Origin of the sequence: Holdemania sp. Marseille-P2844 (assembly GCF_900120005.1) — a bacterium.
Classification (GTDB): Bacteria; Bacillota_I; Bacilli_A; order Erysipelotrichales; family Erysipelotrichaceae; genus Holdemania.
Window position 1 is genome coordinate 330,800 of the sequence record NZ_LT635451.1, and the last position, 20,981, is coordinate 351,780.

The 20,981-nt window shown below is 55.0% G+C and carries 17 protein-coding genes; 16 read left to right on the plus strand and 1 reads right to left on the minus strand.

Annotated elements, in window-relative coordinates; genetic code table 11:
- The first annotated feature begins 124 nt into the window (after positions 1–124).
- From BQ7364_RS08200 to BQ7364_RS08260, 13 genes are all read left to right on the plus strand, one after another.
- Positions 125–4,480, plus strand: a complete 4,356-nt coding sequence (locus BQ7364_RS08200; RefSeq protein WP_229100741.1) for a PolC-type DNA polymerase III — start codon at positions 125–127, stop codon at positions 4,478–4,480.
- A gap of 136 nt (positions 4,481–4,616) precedes the next feature.
- Positions 4,617–4,943, plus strand: a complete 327-nt coding sequence (locus tag BQ7364_RS08205) for a hypothetical protein (protein ID WP_072684273.1) — start codon at positions 4,617–4,619, stop codon at positions 4,941–4,943.
- A 137-nt stretch (positions 4,944–5,080) separates the two neighbouring features.
- A complete protein-coding gene (gene rimP, locus BQ7364_RS08210; protein WP_020223702.1) occupies positions 5,081–5,551 on the plus strand; it encodes a ribosome maturation factor RimP in 471 nt (156 codons plus the stop codon).
- Between the two features lie 21 nt (positions 5,552–5,572).
- A complete protein-coding gene (nusA, locus tag BQ7364_RS08215) occupies positions 5,573–7,270 on the plus strand; it encodes a transcription termination factor NusA (RefSeq protein WP_072684274.1) in 1,698 nt (565 codons plus the stop codon).
- 24 nt (positions 7,271–7,294) lie between these two features.
- Positions 7,295–7,552 (plus strand): RNase P modulator RnpM, encoded by a 258-nt coding sequence (gene rnpM / locus BQ7364_RS08220; RefSeq protein WP_006059090.1) that lies wholly within the window; start codon positions 7,295–7,297, stop codon positions 7,550–7,552.
- Positions 7,545–7,844, plus strand: a complete 300-nt coding sequence (locus BQ7364_RS08225; RefSeq protein ID WP_083538496.1) for a L7Ae/L30e/S12e/Gadd45 family ribosomal protein — start codon at positions 7,545–7,547, stop codon at positions 7,842–7,844. Before rnpM ends, BQ7364_RS08225 begins: the two co-directional genes overlap by 8 nt.
- Before the next feature lie 100 nt (positions 7,845–7,944).
- Positions 7,945–9,702: a translation initiation factor IF-2 gene (gene infB / locus BQ7364_RS08230; protein ID WP_229056830.1), complete on the plus strand. Its 1,758-nt coding sequence runs from the start codon at positions 7,945–7,947 to the stop codon at positions 9,700–9,702.
- Positions 9,703–9,738: 36 nt separating this feature from the next.
- Positions 9,739–10,083, plus strand: coding sequence for a 30S ribosome-binding factor RbfA (rbfA, locus tag BQ7364_RS08235; protein ID WP_072684277.1), 345 nt, complete (start codon positions 9,739–9,741; stop codon positions 10,081–10,083).
- 130 nt (positions 10,084–10,213) lie between these two features.
- Positions 10,214–10,516, plus strand: coding sequence for a WXG100 family type VII secretion target (locus BQ7364_RS08240; protein WP_072684278.1), 303 nt, complete (start codon positions 10,214–10,216; stop codon positions 10,514–10,516).
- Positions 10,517–10,531: 15 nt separating this feature from the next.
- On the plus strand, positions 10,532–10,825 hold the full coding sequence (locus BQ7364_RS08245) for a pore-forming ESAT-6 family protein (RefSeq protein ID WP_072684279.1): 294 nt from the start codon (positions 10,532–10,534) through the stop codon (positions 10,823–10,825).
- A gap of 3 nt (positions 10,826–10,828) precedes the next feature.
- A complete protein-coding gene (locus BQ7364_RS08250) occupies positions 10,829–12,763 on the plus strand; it encodes an Ig-like domain-containing protein (RefSeq protein WP_083538497.1) in 1,935 nt (644 codons plus the stop codon).
- Positions 12,760–16,656, plus strand: coding sequence for an FtsK/SpoIIIE domain-containing protein (locus tag BQ7364_RS08255; RefSeq protein WP_072684281.1), 3,897 nt, complete (start codon positions 12,760–12,762; stop codon positions 16,654–16,656). The genes BQ7364_RS08250 and BQ7364_RS08255 overlap by 4 nt, the downstream gene beginning before the upstream one ends.
- 1 nt (position 16,657) lies before the next feature.
- Complete coding sequence (locus tag BQ7364_RS08260) at positions 16,658–16,912, plus strand: hypothetical protein (protein WP_072684282.1); 255 nt, start codon at positions 16,658–16,660, stop codon at positions 16,910–16,912.
- On the opposite strand, the gene BQ7364_RS08265 is transcribed toward BQ7364_RS08260, so the two are convergent.
- Complete coding sequence (locus BQ7364_RS08265) at positions 16,893–17,684, minus strand: tRNA 2-thiocytidine biosynthesis TtcA family protein (RefSeq protein WP_072684283.1); 792 nt, start codon at positions 17,682–17,684, stop codon at positions 16,893–16,895. The genes BQ7364_RS08260 and BQ7364_RS08265 overlap by 20 nt on opposite strands.
- A gap of 135 nt (positions 17,685–17,819) precedes the next feature.
- On the opposite strand from BQ7364_RS08265, the gene truB reads away from it, so the two are divergent.
- The 3 genes from truB to BQ7364_RS08280 are packed head-to-tail and all read left to right on the plus strand — an operon-like array spanning position 17,820 to position 20,969.
- Positions 17,820–18,695 carry a tRNA pseudouridine(55) synthase TruB gene (truB, locus tag BQ7364_RS08270; protein WP_229100742.1) on the plus strand — a complete coding sequence of 292 codons (876 nt, stop codon included), beginning with the start codon at positions 17,820–17,822 and terminating at the stop codon, positions 18,693–18,695.
- 11 nt (positions 18,696–18,706) lie between these two features.
- Positions 18,707–19,645 carry a riboflavin biosynthesis protein RibF gene (gene ribF, locus BQ7364_RS08275; protein WP_072684285.1) on the plus strand — a complete coding sequence of 313 codons (939 nt, stop codon included), beginning with the start codon at positions 18,707–18,709 and terminating at the stop codon, positions 19,643–19,645.
- The gene (locus tag BQ7364_RS08280; protein ID WP_072684286.1) at positions 19,638–20,969 is read left to right on the plus strand and encodes a methyltransferase RsmF C-terminal domain-like protein; all 1,332 of its coding nucleotides are present in this window, start codon (positions 19,638–19,640) and stop codon (positions 20,967–20,969) included. The genes ribF and BQ7364_RS08280 overlap by 8 nt, the downstream gene beginning before the upstream one ends.
- The last annotated feature ends 12 nt before the right edge of the window (positions 20,970–20,981 follow it).

Consider the following 20,981-nt stretch of genomic DNA (forward strand, 5'->3'; position numbering starts at 1 on the left):
GGTGGTTTGCGGCCAACGCCGGTTTCTTTTCACTTGTCTGACAAGCGGATGAAAGATATTTTCAATTCTATTTCAGGATGAAAAATGGTAGAATGATACCCAGGAACAGGATGGAGATGCGCCAATGGGAACAATCGAATTAAAAGAAACGCTAAGCAAGGTTCAGTTCGAAGGACTGGACAGCGCTTATTTTGAACAGGGAAAAATCACGCATTGTAAATTTATTACCGCGAAAAAAAAGGTTGTGCTGGAGCTTCAGCTGCCGCGGACGCTGCCGCTGGAACAGCTGCAGTGCTTTAACGACGGTCTGATCAAGCTGATCGGCTGTCCGGTTGAGCTGCGGATCAGCGCGGACGTCTGTGATCTTGATTCTGGCGAAATGTTGAAATATTGTAAATATTTCAGCGAGCACTCACGTTTTGGTCAGGGGTTGAAAGACGCGATCCCAACGGTCAGGGATCAGATTGTCGATTGTCTGTTTGCCGACGAAACGCTGAAGCAGCAGGCGACGGCCTGTCGGGAAGAACTCGATCACTTCATGCAGAACGCAGGGATCAGCTATGATTTTGAGTTTTCCTGCCGCGCGGCCAGCTTCACCCAGATCGAGGTCAAGATGCCCAAGGAAGCCCCGAAGCCGCAGGCCAAGCCGGCGTTTTCTGCGGATAAGCCGAGCTATCGCTCCCGCCGCACGAAGATGGAAGATTATACCGTGCTGACATTGAAGGAAATCAACGACGAAATTCAGAATGTCCAGTTTACCGGCACGATTTTTGAAAAAGATTCAGTGACGATCAAAAAGACCGGCAACGAGATTCAGACGCTTTATGTCAAGGATAACGACGACGCGATTACCTGCAAGCGGTTTGAGAGCGCCCGCTGTCCGAAGGAAAAGCTGAACGAGGTTGGCGTTGGGGACGACGTGCGGGTGTATGGCTCAGTCCGCTATGATTCCTTTGCCAAGGAGCTGGTGTTTTTCCCGGACGATATCGTCAAGCTGGAAAAGAAGGAAGAGGAACAGGACACGGCCGACGTCAAGCGCGTCGAGCTGCACTGTCACACGAATAAATCGGAAATGGACGGCGTTTGCGAAGTCGAGGAATTGGTGACGCAGGCGTTTAAATGGGGGCACCGCGCGATCGCGATCACGGATCACATGGCCTGCCAGGCATTCCCGAAGGCGCAGAGCTGCGCCGCCAAGCTGCTCAAGGGCAACAAGGACCGCGAATTTAAAATTCTCTACGGCGTTGAAATGAACATGGTCGACGAGTTTTTGACGATCATCCGCAATCCGCGCGCCGATTCGCTGAGCGATACGGCGTATGTCGTCTATGACCTGGAAACCACCGGCTTATCCTGCAGCTTTGATCACATCATCGAATTCGGCGCGGTCGTGATCGAACGGGGCGAGATCAAGGAAACCAAACAGCTGTTCGTCAAGCCGCCAGTGCCGATCAACGCCTTTATTTCAGAAAAGACCAACATTACCAACGAAGACGTTGCCCAGGCCAAACCGTTTGCCGAGGTGGCGCAGGAGCTGGTCGATTTCATCGGCGATAAAGTGCTGGTCGCCCACAACGCGACCTTCGACTACAACTTCCTCAACGAAGAACTCAAACGCATCGGCATGGCGCCGCTGACCAATCCGGTCGTCGATACGCTGGATTTGGCGCGTGCACTGCATTCCGACCGCCGCAGCTACCGTCTGGGCAACATCGCCCGCCATTACCGGATTACCTACGACGAAGAAGTCGCGCACCGCGCGGATTACGATGCCGACGTGCTGGCCAGCGTGTTCATGTTGATGATCAAGGAATGCAAGGACCGCGGCGCGCAGACTGTCGCCGATCTGCAGAATCTGCAGGATGAAAAAGCGTTTGTCAAAGTCATGAAGCGTCATGTCAACGTGATCGCCAAAAACCAGGCCGGTCTGAAGGACCTGTTCAAGCTGGTTACGCTGTCCAATACCGATTATCTGGCGGTCTTCGGCAAAGCCAATTCCAAAAGCAGCGGCGAAGAATTTCTGGCTGAACCGCGGATTCTGCGGCGATGCATCCAGGAGCTGCGCGAGAATCTGCTGATCGGCTCGGCCTGCTACAACGGCGAGGTGTTCGAGCTGGCGGCTAACCGCAACCAACAGGATCTTGAAGCGGCGATCGCTTTTTACGATTACATCGAAATTCAGCCATTGGAGAATTACCGGCCGCTGGTCGAATCCCACTCCCTGCCGGATACTGACCGGCTGAAGCAGGTGCTGATGCGGATAATCCGGACGGCGAAGAAGCTGAACAAACCGGTCGTTGCGACCGGCGACGTCCACTATTGCAAAAAGGAAGAAAAAATCCTGCGCGATATCTACATTCAGACGCAGGGGATCGGCGGGGTCCGTCATCCTTTGTATATCTATGATAAGGAACGGCGCTCCCGCACCGTGACGCCGGATCAGCATTTCTTAACGACCAACCAGATGCTTCAGGCGTTCGACTGGGTTGAGGATCGGCAGCTGGCCTATGAGCTGGTCGTCGAAGCCCCCAACGCGATCGCCGATCAGGTGGAAAAGGTGCTGCCGGTGCATGACAAGCTGTATACGCCAGTCATCGAAGGTTCCGAAGAGAAGCTGAAAACGATCTGTTATGAGAACGCGCATAAAACCTATGGCGAAGTGCTGCCGGAAATCGTGGAAAAACGGCTGGAGCGTGAGCTGAACTCGATTATCGGCAACGGTTTCGCGGTTATTTACTACATTTCCCATCTGCTGGTCAAAAAGTCCAATGAAGACGGCTATCTGGTCGGCTCGCGAGGCTCGGTCGGCTCCTCCTTTGTCGCGACGATGTCGGGAATCACCGAGGTCAATCCGCTGATCCCGCATTACGTCTGCCCGGATTGCCAGCACTCCGAATTCATCACCGACGGCTCGGTGAAGTCCGGCTTTGACCTGCCGGCGAAGAAATGTCCGAAGTGCGGCGCGGAGATGATCGTCAACGGCCACGATATCGCGTTTGAAACCTTCCTGGGCTTTGAAGGCGATAAGGTTCCGGATATCGACTTGAACTTCTCGGGCGAATATCAGGACAAGGCGCATGCCTTCACGAAAACGGTTTTCGGCGAGGATCACGTGTTCCGCGCCGGGACGATCGGCACGGTCGCTCAGAAGACGGCGTTCGGCTATGTCAGCGGTTATGCGGAGGAAATGGGCTTGGAAAACATGCGTCAGGCGCAGCGGCTGCGCTTAGCCAACGGATGCGAGGGCGTCAAGCGGACGACCGGTCAGCATCCCGGCGGCATCATCGTCATCCCGAGCTCCATGGATGTCTATGACTTTACGCCGGTTCAGTATCCGGCCAATAACCCGGATTCCGAATGGAAAACGACGCACTTCGATTTCCATGATATCCATGACAACGTCTTGAAATTTGATATCCTCGGCCATGTCGATCCGACGGCGATGCGTCTGCTGCAGAACATCTCCGGGATCGATCCGACGACGATTCCGATGAACGATCCGGAAACGATGTCGATTTTCAATTCCGTCGACGCGCTGAAAGCCGATCCGCGGGTGTACAGCGAGGCGACCGGGGCGGTCGGCCTGCCGGAATTCGGCACGAAGTTTGTCCGCGGTATTCTGGAGCTGACCCGTCCGAGCACGTTCTCCGAACTGCTGCGGATTTCCGGTCTGTCCCACGGTACCGACGTCTGGCTGAACAACGCCAAGGATCTGATCGACGGCGGGCTGACGCTGCACGACGTCATCGGCTGCCGTGACGACATCATGACCTATCTGATTGAAAAGGGAATGCCGAAGAAGGATTCATTCTTCATTATGGAAAGTGTCCGAAAGGGCAAGGGCTTAAAACCGGAATGGATCGAATTGATGAAGGAAAACAACATTCCGCAATGGTATATCGACAGCTGCTTAAAGATCAAGTATCTGTTCCCGAAAGCCCATGCCGTCGCCTACGTCATGATGGCGATCCGCATCGCGTGGTTTAAGGTTCATCATCCCTACTGGTACTATGTCGCGTTCTTCACGCTGCGCTGCGATGCCTATGAAATCGAAACGATGGTCAAGGGCATGGACGCGATCAAGCGGCGGATGGACGAGATTCAGGCGATGAAATCGAATCCGGAAACCAAGCGTCAGGTCACCAAGAAAGACGAAGATCTGTACTCGATGTTCGAGGCTTGTCTGGAGATGTACGCTCGCGGCTATCGCTTTTCCAACATTGATATCGACAAATCCCTGGCGACGGAATTCCGCGTGCTGCCGGACGATCTCAAGACGATCATCCCGCCGTTTACGACAGTCGACGGTCTGGGCGCCAACGTCGCCAAGTCGATCGTAGAAGCCCGCCAACAGGGCGAGTTCTTATCCAAAGAAGATTTATTAAACCGTACCCAGCTCTCCCAAACGCTGATGCGCAAGCTCGAGGTGCTGGGCACGCTGGAAGGCATGCAGGAAGAGAACCAGCTGAGTCTGTTTTAATTGGAAACTGGAAAAAGCCCGGCTGCAATACAAAATAACTCATTTGAATCAAATCTGGGAAATCATCCGCCTGCGGGCGGATTTTCCTGTTATAATAGAGGCGGGAGAATCTGTTCTCAAAAAGGAAGCGGTCGTTATGAAAATCGAATGTCCTGTCTGCCACGAAGAAATTCCGGCTTCGCAGCTCAATGAAGTCCGGGAATTCGACTGTCCGCACTGTCATTACCGCATTGAAATGGAGCCGTTTGCGGCTTCGCTGATGCAGCTGTTTCCAGTTGCGGCGCTGATCCTGTTCATCCTGGTGTTTACGATTCTGAAGCTCTTTCTGCCGGAACAAACGCTGGTGATCGTTTTTCTCGTCGTCTTCTGCATCGGCGCCCGGCTGCATTGGAGTCTGGCTGTTTTGCGGTATCTGGGACTGCTGAAATTCCGCCGTAAAGTCGATGAAGAGAAAAAACTGTGAGAAAAACGTCTGAAAAGCGGGGCCGAAGTTCAGAAAACGCTTGATTTTTACGCCAATTCTGTGTATAGTAAGAGTGCATAAAGAAACAGCAGGAGTGGTGAAAGCCACTCCTTCATTCATGTTATAAGGAGAGAAAAATGGAACAGTTGGAAAACATCAAGACGTTGATTCTGCCTGTCCTGGACTCCCTTGGCATTCAGCTTTACGATCTGAAATGGGTGAACGAAAAGAAATCCCGGATTCTTCAGATCGCAGTGATGAGAGCTGACGGATCTATGGACATCGATACCTGCGCCTTAGTCTCGGAGAAAATTTCCGAAGCTCTGGATGCCCATGACGATTGGATCAGCTTTGAATACTTTCTGGAGGTGTGCTCGCCCGGCGCGGAACGCGAACTGCGCAATGAGGAAGAAATCCGCGGCGCTTTGGGTAAGCATGTCTTCGTCCGGTTAAAAAGCCCGGTCAAGTCGATGATGGAAATCACCGGCGATCTGCTGGAAATGAACGAAACCACCCTGACCCTTAGCTATCGCGATAAAGCTGTAACCCGCAAGGCTCAGGTGGAACTGGATCAGATTGAAAAGATCCGCCTGGCTGTGAAATTGTAAGGACTTGGAGGAGAAATCGCAATGAATTTCAAAGAATTTTTGAAGGCGATGCAGACGATCGAGGATGACCGCAAGATCACCAAGGAAATCGTCATCGCCGCGCTGCAGGAGGCTTTAGCCAAAGCCTATCGCAAACACATCGACATCCCGGACGTGCTGGTTCGCGTCGACATCAACGAAGCCAACGGTCAGATTCATGTGTACCAGCAATATACCGTCGTTGAGGAAGTCGAGGATGAAGAGCTGGAGATCGCGCTGGCCGAGGTCAAGGATAAAGGTTATCAGCTGGGCGATTTAGTCGACCGCGAAGTGGATATCAGCCAGATCGGCCGGGCCGCCGCGCTGCTGGCAAAAAACGTCATGAAGCAGAAAATCCGTGAGGCGGAGAAGCAGGCGGTTTATGATGAATACATCGATCAGCTGGACGAAATGGTCACCGGCATGATCGAGTCGGTCGAGGAGAAGTTTGTCGTCGTCAATCTGGGAAAGACGATGGCGCTGATGCCGCGCGCCGCTCAGATCCCGGGCGAACGCTACGTCGAAGGTCAGAGCATCCGTGTCGTCATCACCGAATGCAACAAAGATACCAAGGGTGCGCAGGTGCTGGTTTCCCGTTCCGACGCGAAGCTGGTCAAGCGTCTGTTTGAAAAAGAAGTTCCGGAAATCTATCAGGGTGTCGTCGAGATCAAGGCGATTGCCCGTGAAGCCGGGGAACGGACGAAGATGGCCGTCTGGTCGAACAATCCGGACGTCGATGCGATCGGCGCCTGCATCGGTCCGCGCGGCAGCCGTGTTCAGGTCGTCATCGACGAGCTGAAGGGTGAGAAAATTGATATCTTCGAGTGGAGCGACAACATCAGCGAGCTGATTAAAAACGCGCTGGCTCCGGCTCAGATTCTGGCGGTCTTGCCAACCGAGGACAAGCGTTCGCTGCTAGTCGTCGTTGAGGACAACCAGCTGTCGCTGGCGATCGGCAAGAAGGGCAAAAACGCCCGTCTGGCCGTGAAGCTGACCGGCATGCGGATCGATATTAAGACGGCCGGCGAGATCGAGGAACAGGGCATCGACTGGAAGACGATGATGCTGCAGTTTGCCGCTGAGGAACAGAAGCGGCTGGCAGAACAGCGGATCGCCAAGCAGCTGGAAGAGGCTGGCGTTCAGGAAGTTGAAACAGAGCCGGAGGCCGAATCGGAAGCTGCGGTCGAAGCACCGGAAGTTTCTGCGGAAACGGAAGTTGTCCAGGAAGCGGCCGTTGAAACGCCGCAGGCGGAAGCGGAAGTCGAACCGGAACCGGAGGCTGCGGAAGAAGAAATGCTGGCAAAGCCGGAAATTCAGCCGGAAGTTAAACCGGTTGAAGTGCAGCCGGAAGTCAAACCGGCAGCGTCTGTCAAGAAAGAGGAACCGGTCCGCGCCAAGCGTGAGGTTCGCGAACGCCGCGAATATGTATCCCGCTTTGAACGGCTGGCTGATCCGACGCAGTCTTCGGCGCATACCGAAGAAAAAGCGCCGCTGCGCCGCCGCAAGAATGTCCGCGAGGATGACCGCAAGCTGCGTCTGAAAGATCTGAAGAAGGATAAGGACTACGAATTCAAGCCAGTCTATTCAGAGGAAGAGCTGGAGGAAATCCGCCGTCAGGAAGAGTTGGAAGCGCAGAACAGCTGGATCGAGGACGATATCGATTTCGATGAATTCGACGAATACTACGACGAAGAAAAATAAACCGGAAAGACGGGAGGGAGTACGATGAAGAAAATACCGATGCGCAAATGCGTCGCAACGCAGGAACAGTGTCCGAAAAAGGAACTGCTGCGGATTGTGAAAACGCCGCAGGGCACGGTGGAAGTGGACCTGACCGGCAAGCTGAACGGCCGCGGGGCGTATCTGAAAAGGGACGCGGCGGCGCTGGAGCTGGCGATCAAGCGGCAAAGTCTGAAGCGCGCTCTGGAATGCGAGATCCCCGAAGAAGTTTATGATAAAATCCGCGAGGTTCTCGGTGAATAACAAGGTTTCAGGATTGTTGGGAATCGCTTCCCGCGCCCGCAAGGTCGCAACCGGGGACAGCGTGATGGCGGCAATCCGTCAAAACAAAGCGAAGCTGGTTCTTCTCTGCGCGGACTGCGGTAGCAACGCGCAGAAGAAGATTCAGGATAAATGCCGTTTCTACGGCGTTGACTGGATAGTCGAGGGGACGGCTGAAGAACTGTCGGCCGCGCTCGGCCAGCCCAGACGGATCGCATGCGCGGTTCTGGACGAGGGACTGGCCCGGTCTATTCAGGATGCAGTTATGAAATGAGGTGAAGGTATTGGCTAAACAACAAAGAAGGAATAACTCGGGAAGACGGAATAACCACAGATCCAACAATTCCAATAATTCCTATAACCCACGGCCGAAGATGGAAGCCGTAACCAGCATTACCTACGAGGAAGGAATTACCGTCGGGGAATTAGCGCAGAAGATGAATCGCAATGCCAGCGATATCATCAAGCTGCTGTTTATGCTGGGCAAAATGGTGACGATCAACAGCTCGATGGATGACGAAACGATTGAGTTGGTCTGCATGGAGTACGGCGTGGAAGTCAAGAAAGAAATTCCGGTGGATCAGGACAGTCTGGAAGACGAAGTCGAAGAAAATCCGGAGAATCTCGTGCAGCGCCCGGCGATCGTTACGATCATGGGGCACGTCGATCACGGCAAAACGACGCTGTTGGACACGATCCGCAAGACGCGGGTCGTCGAGGGCGAATTCGGTGGCATCACGCAGCATATCGGCGCCTATCAGGTCAGCGTCCAGGGCAAGAAGATCACGTTCCTGGATACGCCGGGCCACGAAGCGTTTACCGCAATGCGCGCCCGCGGGGCGAAGGTGACGGATATCTGTATCATCGTCGTCGCCGCGGATGACGGCGTCATGCCGCAGACCAAGGAAGCCGTCGACCACGCCAAAGCAGCGGACGTTCCGATCATCGTCGCCGTCAACAAGATGGACAAGCCGGCTGCGAACCCGGACCGCGTCATGAACGAGATGGCCGATCTGGGCTTATTGCCGGAAGAATGGGGCGGCGATACGATCTTCGTCAAGTGTTCGGCGAAGCAGGGCGACGGCGTCCAGGATATTCTGGAAACGATTCAGGTCGTTGCGGAAATGCGCGAGCTGAAAGCCAACCCGAAGCGCAACGCGACCGGTACGGTTATTGAAGCGAAGCTTGACAAGGGCCGCGGACCGGTCGTCACGCTGCTGGTTCAAAACGGCACGCTGCACACCGGCGACTGCATCGTTGTCGGCGCCTGCTTCGGCAAGGTCAGAAAGATGACCGACGACCGCGGCCGTGAAATCAAGGAAGCCAGGCCATCGACGCCGGTTGAGATCATCGGCTTAAACGATGTTCCGGTAGCGGGCGATATGTTCAAGGTCTTCGACAATGAAAAGCAGGCCCGTGCGATTGCGGAACGCCGTTCCCAGACCAAGATCGAGCAGGAACGCAAGAGCAGTTCCGCAATGAGCTTAGACGATCTGGCGCGTCAGATCGAAGCTGGTGAGGTTCAGGAAATTCCGGTTATCGTCAAGGCCGATGTGCAGGGCTCGGCGGAAGCCGTCAAGTCCTCGCTGGAAAAGCTGGATGTCCAGGGTGTCAAGGTCAACGTCATCCGTTCGACCGCCGGGACGATCAGCGAATCCGACGTCATGCTGGCGAGCGCTTCCAAAGCGGTGATCTACGGCTTCAACGTCCGCCCGGACGCCAATGTGCGTAAAAAAGCGGAAGAAGAAGGCGTCGAGATCCGTCTGCACAACATCATCTACAAAGCCATGGAGGAAATGGAACTGGCGATGAAGGGCCTTTTGGCGCCGGTGTACGAGGAAGTCGTCATCGGACAGGCGGAAGTCCGTCAGACCTTCAAGGTTTCCAAGATCGGCACGATCGCCGGCTGCATGGTGACCGACGGCAAGCTGGTCAAGGACTGCAAGGTGCGTTTAATCCGTCAGGGTATCGTCGTTTACGACGGCCAGCTGGGCTCGCTGAAGCGTTTCCAGAACGACGCCAAGGAAGTCACCAACGGTTATGAATGCGGCTTAACGATCATGAATTTTAACGACATTAAGGAAGGCGACCTGATTGAGGCCTACGCCGATCAGGAGGTTCCTCAGAATTAAGGAAACGCTTTTCCTGAAGAAACAGGAGGGACGCTCATGTCTGTCAAACAAGAACGGGTAGCGCAGATCATCCTCAAAGACGTCACGGATATCATTCAGTTTTCCCTGAAGGATCCGTCCGTCGGATTCGTCACGATTACTGACGTGCAGGTGACCAACGACTACTCCTACGCTACGATTTACGTTTCTTTCTTAGGCAAGGAAGAACGCAAGCAAGCAGGTCTGAAGGCACTCAACCGGGCAAAGGGTTTTATCCGCTCGGAGCTGGGCAAACGGCTTTCGATCCGCAAGGTTCCGGATTTGATTTTCAAGCTCGACGATTCGCTGGAAAAAGGAGAGCGGATCGACTCGATTATTTCGCAAATCAATCACAAAGCTTAACCGGAAATCCTGTCTGAAATGAATCGGACAGGATTTTTTTTGTTTTTTTTCAACTTTTTTCCTTTTTTTGGAAGGCTTTTTCGAAAAAACCGCAATATTAATACTAGGGGCGTGCAGAAAGGAGAACACAATGAGAACGATTGCGGTGGAACCAACCCGGCTGGAAGCGTGTGCCGGACAGATCGAGCAGCTGCGGCAGGAGGTGGAAAGGACGGTCGCACGGCTGTACGAGCGGGTAGAGCTGATGGCGGCGAACACCTGGATCGGCCGGGACAATCTGGCGTTTACAACGCAGATCCAGGGCTATCAGGATGATTTCCGAAGGGTCGAGCTGCTGATGCAGCAGTACAGCGAATTCTTAAAAGCCTCGGCGCGAAGCTACCGGCAGATGCAGGAAGAACTGGCGGCGCAGGCCAGCCGGCTGGTCAATTAAAGGGAGGAATTGAAAATGGATAACTTGAAGATTTCATTAGCGGGAGTTAAGGATACTTCCGGTGCAATTCGCGTCTGCAATGAACAAATTTACAGCGCATTAATCGAAGCGAAGAAACAGATGAACGATTTGGCGATGGTGTGGCAGAGCGACGGCTCGGAGGCGATCCGCCAGCGTTTCAATCAGTTTGCGGCGCAGTTTGAAACCCAGAAGCAGATCATCGAGTCGTACGCCCGGTTTCTGGATACCGCCGTGTCCAGCTATGATACGCTGGAAGCGACGATTCAGAACAACGCCTGTTCATTTTAGCGTATGCGCGGGCGCTGGAGAAGTCTTTTCGCCGCGGGGCTGACGGTGCTGATGATGGCGGAGGGCTGTATGCCGCAGCCGACGGGAGTTTTGCGGTGCGATTGGGCGAAGATGTTGGCGGAAACGTTGTTTTTTGACGATTCCGCCGCCGGCCTGGCCGCCTTGAAAGATTGGGGCGTGGAAGTGGAGATGGACCGGCAGCGGGTTTCACGGCAGGCGGCCTGTCTCAATCTGCTTCAGGCTTACGATGGTGAAGATCCATCATTAGAGCGCTGCCAGACGCTGGGATTTCTGACGAAGCTAAAAGGCTGGCTGACGGCGGAGGAAGCGGCAGCGTCATTGAAGGAATTGACGCGGCAGCTCAACCAGTCTGAAGCAAAGACGCTGGTGTTTGAGTGGGAAGCAGCCGGGTTATGGAATGGAGAGGGACGGCCGGATGAAACGGGAAGGATTGTGCTGAATCCCGGACAGACTGGAAAGTTGGGAAGCTGGTTTACCGATCCGGATTCCCGTCAAATCTACATCACGGATTCGATCGTTGAAACCGAAGGTCAGATCATGGCTGAAGTCCATCCAGAGGATCCGCAGACGTGGCTGGCCGAAACGCAGTTTAAACTGGCGTTTGATGCGGATTGGAGTCAGGCTGAGATCGAGCCTTATGGGCAGAACGGTGAAGAACTTCTGTCCCTTGCAATGAATGCCGCGGAAAGGGCGGAACCGCGGTTTGCGTTGATGAAGCAGCAGTTTGAAGTTGGCAAAACGCAGGTAAGCTGGAGCGTGGCCGCCAGCGGAATTCATGTCCATGCCGCAAAAAAGCTGGCCAACAGCGCGACGCTGCAGATGGACTATGATCTGACCGGACTGCATCCGGTGATCGAATGGAACGGCTTGAGCAGGGATGGCCGGCTGCAGCTGGACTTTGTGATGAACGAATCGGCCGGTCTGACGCGCGGGGTGTCCAATACGCTGACCAGCGACTTTTCTGGTCTGGATCCGCACACACTGTTAAACTCGCTGACCGCTTCCTTTACAAGCACGCGCAAGGACGCCGACACGATCATCCCGATCGCCAGGATCAAACTGCCTGTACCGCAGTTTCCGATCGTCGACCTGCTTTTAACCCTGCAGCTGCATTGTTATGCCGGCGGCAAGATCGAGCTGCTTCTGAGTCAGGAGGGCAGCGTGGGCATGGAAATAAGAAACGGCGTTCTGCGGCCGATCCATCAGCTTGAACACCGGCATGATTTCATCTTTCAGGGCTCGGCCAAGATGACTGCGGCCCTGGATGCTTCCGCCCGGGCAGCCGGGATTTCACTGATGGATCTGATGCTGCAGACAGGCTTGCGCGGCGTGATGCGCACGACGGCCTGGATCAGCCAAAACGGCGAACTGGAATCCCGGGCAGCGGGAGAGTTACCCCTGGAAAGTCAGCCGGTTCATGCGAATCTGCAGTTCTGCAGCGATTTAAACGTTCACGGTATTCTGGAATTGGAAATCAATTCTCCGGAGTCGTTAGCCGGTCGGTTTGGCATGGGCCGGACATTTTCAATCCTGAATGAGAACAACGCGACGCTCAATCCCCATGGCCGCACGCATCTGGAAAACGGGATCTTTGTGGATCGCTGCACCCGCGGTGAGCCTTCTTCCTCACCAGCGCCGACCACGGCTCCGATTGTACAAACTGATCGGATCGAGCTGGCGGAAGTTTTGTTGATATTAAGTCCGAATCAAAGCGGACAGATTGTGATCCGCGGACTGCCGGAAGGCGTGACGGTGTCGGATCTGATGTATTCCGTGGACGATCCGGGGGTGGCTACCGTCGTGCAGACCGGCAAGGTGCGGGCAGTCAAAGCCGGGGATGCGATCGTCACGATCAGCGATCCGTCGGAAACCTACAAGACAAGCTGTCATATTCATGTGCGGGCTGAGGCGGCATGATCGTCTGCATCCTGTGGCAGCACCGACTGGCGATCCGTCATGTCCATCCGCAGCGCGGCTTATTCTTTGCCCCTGAAGCGGACAGCGTGCTGGCGATTACGCAAAAGAAGGAAGGGTGGCAGCTGCAGCTCAGCGACACACTGCAGTTTCTGGACAGTCCGCGCCGCTGCCGCCTGATCAGCCGGCGGCATGACGAGCTTTGTTATCTGCCGTTCTATGAGAAAATTGACCTCTTTTATACCTTTGATGAGACCGGATTTAATCAATACACGCTCTATCAGCGTCCGCAGGGTTGCTGGATGCTTAATGACCAGCGGTTGAGCGAACCCTGCGGCGATCAGGACGAACCGTGGGCAATACTTGACTTCGATCAGAATCTGGCGAAGGAAACAACGCAGTTTCCCGGTATGATCGTCAACGGCGTCCATCAGCGTCAGACCCGGCTGGAAGCGGGAATGCGCCTGCAGTTTGCTGCAGTAACGATCCTGATTCATCCGGCATTCATCGCACTCAACAATCCGGGAATGCAGCTCAAAATCAAGCTGAAGCCGCTGCGCCGGCAGGCTTTAGCCGACTGGATGTACCAGCCGCCGGATAAGCTGCCGCTTCCCTTTCATCCGACTTTTCAGTTTTATCCCGTCTATCCCCGATGTCCGCTGCACTTGCCCCCGGGCCCCCCAGTCAAGCTCAGACCCATGACTTTCAGCGTACTGACGATCGGTCCTTCGCTGATGATGGGCGCGGCGTCGATTGCCGTCGGCTTGTCGTTAGGTCAGGGGGCGGCAGGGATGATGGTGCTGATGCCGGCCGTCATGATGGTTTCGGCGGTGTTCTGGCCGCTGGTTCAGCTGGCCGTGAATCATCTGTTAAACAGGCGTGATCGGCGTCGGCGCAAACAATGGCTGGCGGACGTGCTGGAAGGGTGGGAACAAAGCTGCCAAACGGCGCTGCGGGAAACGACGGTGTTTCTGTCGCAGCGCTATCCGGAGGCTGACGCGCTAAAAAGGCAAATTGAAGAACAATCTGTTTTTGATACCGACAGTGCTCATCCGCTGTTCGGCAAGCTCAGTTTAGGCCGCCAGCGGCTGACGCTGATTCCTGAAATAAATCTGGACACACTGGATTTGCATCAACCCGCGGATCAAACGGTCAAGCAACAGATCGACGCCTGGCAAACAACCCATCCCTTCACTGCTGCCGCGCCGCTTCCCTGGGATCTCTTTGAGTGGGAACGAGTCGGTTTAGTCTGCGATGAAAAATCGCTGGCTGCTTTTTTCAATACGATTTTAATGACGCTGGCGCTCCATCACCAAGCGCAAAGCCTGGCTCTGGCCTGGATCGGTCCGGTGCCTGAAATTCTCTTTGAAACGCTTTGCTGGCTGCCGCAGATTTATGACGAACAAGGATTGCGGCGGATCTGGACGAAACGGGAAGATTGGGATCGCGGCCGGCGGCAGATTCAGGAAATTCCTGTTCCGACGTGGACGCTGGTGAGCGATCCGGGCGCGGCTGCTTATTGGGAAGCGTCGAAGCCGAAATCCTGCGTGTGGCAGTTGGCGGCCCGATCGGAGGATCTGCGGCTGGCAGCGCAGCGAATTTTGATCATTGAGCAGGGACATGGCCGGATTCTGACGCGCTCACGTCAGCTTTGCCAGGAATTCGACGTGGATTTCAGCTATGCGAAAAGCTTCCGCGACAGTGCGCTGGCACTGTACCGCTATGGACAGAAAAGCCGGCCGTCCAGCCGGCAGGTTGACATTCAAAGTTTGCTGGGCCAGGCGGGAATCGGCTGTCCGCCCTGGCAGGAGTCGGCACGCCTGACGCAGCTGCGAATTCCTTTGGGGCTGGATGAACAAGGCCAGCCGGTAATTCTGGATCTGCATGAAAAAGGCCAGGGACCGCATGGCTTAATCGCCGGGATGACCGGCAGCGGTAAAAGCCGGCTGTTGGAAACGCTCGTCTTGTCAGCGGCCTGGCATTACAGTCCGGATCAATTACAGTTTGCGGTCATTGATTACAAAGGCGGCAGCCTGATCGAGCAGCTGCGTTTTCAAGGGCGGCTGATCCCGCATTGCTGTGCTCAACTGAACAATGTCGCAGAAGGTGGGGCAGAACGATCTTTGATCTACCTGCGGCAGGAATGCGAACGCCGGCAGCGCTGTTTCGCTCAGGCGCAGACACGGTTAAAGCAGCCCGTTGCCGATCTGGATCATTACCGCCAGCTGTGTCTTGACCACCCGCAGCTGACACCTTTGGCCCATTGCGTATTGATTATTGACGAATTCGCCGAGCTGAAGCAGTCGCAGCCGGAGTTTATGCGGGATTTGATCCAGATCTGCCGGATCGGACGCAGCCTGGGACTGCACCTGATCCTGGCGACACAGCGGCCGGCGGGCATCGTCGACGAACAGATGTGGAGCAATTTCAATTTTAAGCTCTGTTTAAAAGTGGCGCAGAAACAGGACAGTCAGGAAATACTGCATTGCGATAAAGCGCTGCGGTTAACCCGGCCGGGACAATTTCTGCTGCTGAGCCAGCAGGATCTAATCCAGGGACAATGCGCGTGGTTAGGCGGTAAGCAGACGCCGGATCCCATTATCCGCTGGCTGGATTCCCGGCTGCAGCCGATCCGCGAGGTGCGGCGGGGTAAAAATAACAGCCTGCGCCAAAGTGAAGCGCTGATGGCAGCGATGCTGCGGGAAGCGGACCGCCGCGGTTTGTCCGCGCCGCCGCTGTGGCCGCCGTTGCCGGCGGCGGTGGATTTGGCCGAACTGAAAAAACAGACGGCCGGGCTGGTGCTGGGCGTCGGCGATGATCCGCAGCATCGCGCCACGCCGGTGATTGTTCACCCTTTGGCGCATGGTTTGTTCATCAGTGAGGAAGCGGCGCCACAGGAGGCCTTCTTGCGATGTCTGATCCAAAGCGCGGGACGGTTTGACCAAGCGGCTGAGTTTGTCGTACTGGATCCGCTGGATCAGCTGCCGCAGTTCTGTGCGGAACCCGCGGTTATCGAAGTTCTGACGTTACAGCAGCCGGAATTGATGGAACGATTTTTCAGCTTGCTTAAGCGCGGTCTGCGGCAGCGTCAATCCGCTGAAATTCCGTTGTTTGTCCTGACGCTTCAGCTCAGCACAATTCTGGAACGTTATGACAATCTGGCGCTGTTTCAGCAGCTTTTGGAAGAAGGTCCGTCGTTAAACCTGTATTTATTGTGCGCGGAGAAGCAAGTCAGTCGGCTGCCGCTGCGTCTGACGCAGAGTCTGCGGATTCGCTATATCCTTGGTCCGGCCGCGCCGGCCCAGCTTGGCGAGGTGCTGGAGCGAACCTGGACTCAACCGCTGGCGAGCGGTTGGGGATTGGTTCAGAAGGAGTCCGTTCTGAATTTCGTTTTGGCCCGGCCGCTTTCTCCACTTCTAAACGATAAACCGAAACGCTGGCAGCTGCCGCGTCTGCCGCAGCGTCTGCCGCGCCGCTGGCTGAAAAAGAAAGCCGTGTTTCTGGGCGTGGATCCAATTCTGTGCAGGCCGGTCTATGCGACGCTGCATTCGCGGCAGCATCTGGTTGTACTCAGCTGTGAAGCGAAGCTCTGCGCCGCCAGGATCCGTCAGCTTGGCGGCGGGCCTTATCCCATCGTCGATGTCTCCCGGCTTGACGAAGCGGAAATCATCGCGTTTTTGGAAGGAGAAGCGCCGTTTGTTCTGGTTGGCACAGCGAGCGATTTGCAGCGCAGCACATGGCGCAGGCTGGTTGATTTTTCATTGACGTTGTGGTCCGGCCCGGGCTTGCGGCAGCAGCTGTTTTTCCCGGTGCCTGCCACGATAGCAAATTTAACAGATCAGGAAAGTATGTGGATTCAAAACGAACAAATGCAACGATTGAAGGAGATAGAATAAAATGGAAAATGAAGTTTTACTGGGTTTTGAATTAGTCTGCTGCGACGCGTATTTTGAATGCAGCGTCGATTCGTCGCTGACGCTGCGGGAAATTGTCGAAGGCCTGCAGGAGATGAGTCCGCCGGAAATCCGCGAGGAATTTGATCTATGTCAGCCGCTGATCTTATGTGATCCCCAAGAGCACCGGATTCTGGACGAACAAAAAACAGCCGCCCAGCTGCGGCTGCCGGACGGCTTTAAGATTCTGATTTTCTGATCGGATGAATTTCGGTTTGGCCTGTGGCAGGTTCTTTTTGCCACAGGCTGAGCTGCTTTTCATTGTGCAGCATCAGCAGGAAGTTGTCGCGGGCCATTGGATATTCCGCGTACAGCCGCTCCAGCATTTCTTTCATATCCTGCCTTCGGGTGTAGCCATCCATCGGACAGGTCGATTTCACAACCGGTACGCCGCAGCTCTGTACCGCCGCGCGGATTTGATTTTCACGGGCGTAGATGAAAGGCCGGATAAACGGCATTTCGGCGTTGGATAAATACATCTTCGGCGCGAAGGTGGCCAGCCGGCCGCCATAGATCGCATTCATCAATAAGGTTTCAATCGCGTCGTCCCCATGGTGCGCAAACGCGACTTTCGTGCAGCCGAAGTCCTTTGCGGCCCGGTTGACGGCGCCTTTTTTCAACGTTGAGCACAACGAGCATTTCAAGGAACCATCCGCATTGGCCTGAATTTTTAGAATCTCGTAGATTCGGCTGGGCACGAGTTCCAGCCGGATGCCGCGCTGTTTGAAAAAGGCTTCGGCATCCGTAAAGTCCATATCGGGAAAGCCCATCTGAATATGAATGCCGACGACTTCAAACTGCTTGCTTTGGATCCGCCGGCAGAACTGCTGGTAAAGATGCAGGCAATAAAGCAAAAGCATCGAATCCTTGCCTCCGGAGACGCCGACGGCAATCCGGTCGTGATCGGCGATCATGCCGTAGTCCTGATCGGCTTTGCGGATACAGCCTAAAATTTGTTTCATCGCATTCATGGTTTTGTCCTCCTGACGTTTTTTACTTCCGTCCTATTATACCACAGGCCCTGTTTGAAGCCCAGGTGAACATTCCGTGTGAGATTTACGCGGATACGGCGATAGGCTTTGCAAACGGATGGGAGCCTTGGTATAATGAAACGTGGAGTTTGGAGTGATACAGTGGACGGAATTTGTTTAATTAATAAACCGGCAGGCATGACGTCGTTCGACGTGGTTTATCAGGTCCGTAAAGCCGCCGGCATCAAGAGCGTCGGGCATACCGGAACCCTTGATCCGCAGGCGACGGGCGTCCTGGTTGTGCTGCTGGGCCGGGCTTGCAAAGCGCTGCCGTATTTATCAGGCAAGACGAAAGAATACATCGCCGAGCTGACGCTGGGCACAAAAACCGATACGGGCGATATCTGGGGTAAACCGTTGGAAACCAGACCGGTTCGCGAGGTTGAATCGACGCAGCTGGAAGCGGTGCTCAACAGCTTTCTTGGCGTTTCGCTGCAGCTGCCGCCGATGGTATCCGCAATCAAAAAGGACGGCAAGAAGCTGTATGAATATGCCCGCGAGGGCGTGGCGGTCGAACGGGAAAAACGTCCGATCGAAATCACGGAAATCGAATTATTGCAGACCGCTCCGGTCATCCGTTTCCGCGTCGTTTGTTCCAACGGAACTTATGTGCGCACCTTGTGCGAAGACATCGCGGAAAAACTGGGAACCGTGGGCACGATGAGCAGTCTGGTCCGGACTCGGGCCTGCGGCTATACCTTAGAACAATGTCAGTCGCTAAACGAGGTCCGGCAGGGCTGTTTTCAGCTTGTTTCCATCTATGACGGCATTGCCAGCCAATATCCGCTGATCGAAGCGGATCCAGCGCAGATTCCGGATATTAAAAACGGCAAGCGGCTGCACTTGGACAGCATGGAACCCATCGTCGGCGTCGTCAGCGGAAAGCAGGTGCTGGCGATGATGGAACGGCAGGAAGATGGAATTTACCGCTGCCTGCGGGGATTATGGTAGGAGAAATATCAATGAAAGTAGATATGATAAAAACGCATGGCGGGCCGGTTCTGGAAGGGCCGGTCTGCGCCTGCATCGGCTATTTTGACGGTCTGCATCGCGGACACCGGGCGTTGATTGACGAAACGATCCGCCGGGCGAAGGCGGCGGGGTGCGACAGCGCGCTGATCACATTTTCACCTGATCCGTGGATCACGATCGGCAAGATGCAGAAAGTGCAGCATTTAACGACGCTGGAGCAGCGCATCGAGCTGGCCGGCAAGATGGGAATAGACCGTGTGATCGTACTGGATTTTGTTAAAGAAATGGCCGAGCTGTCGCCGCAGGCGTTCATTGACATGCTGGCGGAGCATTGCCGTCTGAAGGTATTAGTCTGCGGTTTTGATTTTCATTATGGAAAATTCGGCAGCGGCAGTGTCGAAACGCTCAGAGCTGAAGCTGATGGACGGTTTGACGTCGTGGTGATCGCGGCGGTCAACGATCAGGGCGATAAGATCAGTTCTTCACGGATCTGTCGTTGTCTGGAACGGGGCGACGTTGCGGAGGCCGGGCGTTTGTTAGGCTATCCTTATGAAATCCGCGGCGTGGTCGTTCACGGCCGTCAGAAGGGCCGCGAGTGGGGCTTTCCCACCGCAAATTTAAAAACGGATGAGGAAACGCTGCTGCCTTTAGGCGGCGTGTATGCCGGGGAAGCGGAAAGCAAAGGCCGCTGTTGGAAGGCGATGATCAATATCGGCCACAATCCGACCTGCAATCCGGTTCGCGAGCTGTCGGTTGAAGCAAACCTGTTGGACTGTGCGGAAGATTTTTACGATCAGCCGATGCGGCTGCGCTTTTACAAGCGGCTGCGGGCAGAGCAGCAATTCGCTTCGCTGACGGAATTAGTCGATCAGCTTCGCCGGGATCAACAGGCCGTCCGCGAGGTTGTTCAGGAGCCGGGAGATGAATGAACAATTCTTAAAGCGGATGCAGACGCTGCTGGGGGCGGAGTACGACGCTTATGTGGAAACCCTGCACAATCCGCCCTTTCGCGGTTTGCGGGCCAATTTGTTAAAAATCCAGCCAGATGCCTTAGTTAAGCGTCAATTCGCTTCCTTGTCGCCCTCTCCCTTTGCCCGGGAAGGCTTTGTGCTGACCGGTTCGGAAACAGGTCTGGGCAATCATATTTATCATCGCCAGGGATTGTTTTACATGCAGGAGCCATCGGCTTCGTCGGCGGTGACTGTGCTGGATCCGCAGCCGGGCGACTGGGTGCTGGACTTATGCGCGGCGCCGGGCGGCAAAAGTACGCAGATCGCGGCGCGGATCGGCCATGCCGGCTTTCTGATCGCCAATGAAATCGACGGCGGCCGGGCGCGCGTCTTAATGAGCAATCTGGAACGTTTAGGCGTCAGCGAAGCCCTGATCACTCACGCTTCCCCAGAACAGCTGTGTCCGCAGTTAACGGGCTGGATGGACAAAGTTCTGGTAGATGCCCCATGCAGCGGCGAAGGTATGTTTAAAAAGGAAGATCAGGCGCTGGCCGACTGGAGCGTCGAGCATGTCCGCTCCTGCGGTCTGCGTCAGCAGAAAATTTTAGAATCGGCCGTATTCACGCTGAAGGAACAAGGCATTCTTGTCTATTCGACCTGCACGTACGCCCCGGAGGAAAACGAACAGGTTATTGATCAGTTTCTGCGGAAGCATCCGGAAATGGAGCTGCTCGACTGCGGCGTGAAGTTTGGCCGGCCAGGCTTGTCGCTGGGGCTTGTCGACGGTGCGAAGGTCCGGCGGATTTTCCCGATGGATCAGGGCGAAGGTCATTTTGTCGCGAAGCTGCGCAAAAGGGCGCCTCAGCCTTCAGTCCGCCAGCGGTTTGTCAAAAGTTCGCCGCTGCCGCCGGCAGCCCGGGACTTTTTCAACGATCAGCTGACGGAGATCGGCAACCTGCATTTCCATCTGGAACAGGACCGGTTGTCCCTGATGCGGCATGAATTTATCCAGCTGGATAAAATTCCGGTGCTGCGGCAGGGGGTAATGGCCGGGGAAATCGTCAAAAATCGGCTGGAACCGCACCATCATTTCTATACGTCCGCCTTGCTTCAGGATCGTTTTATAAAAACCGTGGAGCTGGATGAAAACCAGCTTGTGCTCTATTTGCAAGGACTGCCGTTAACGATGAACGCCCCGCGCGGCTTTCTCTGCCTGAGATTTGAAGGCTATCCCGTCGGCTTTGGCAAGAGCGACGGCGCCGTGATTAAAAATAAATACCCCAAAGGACTGCGTACACGCTGAAGGAGGATGATC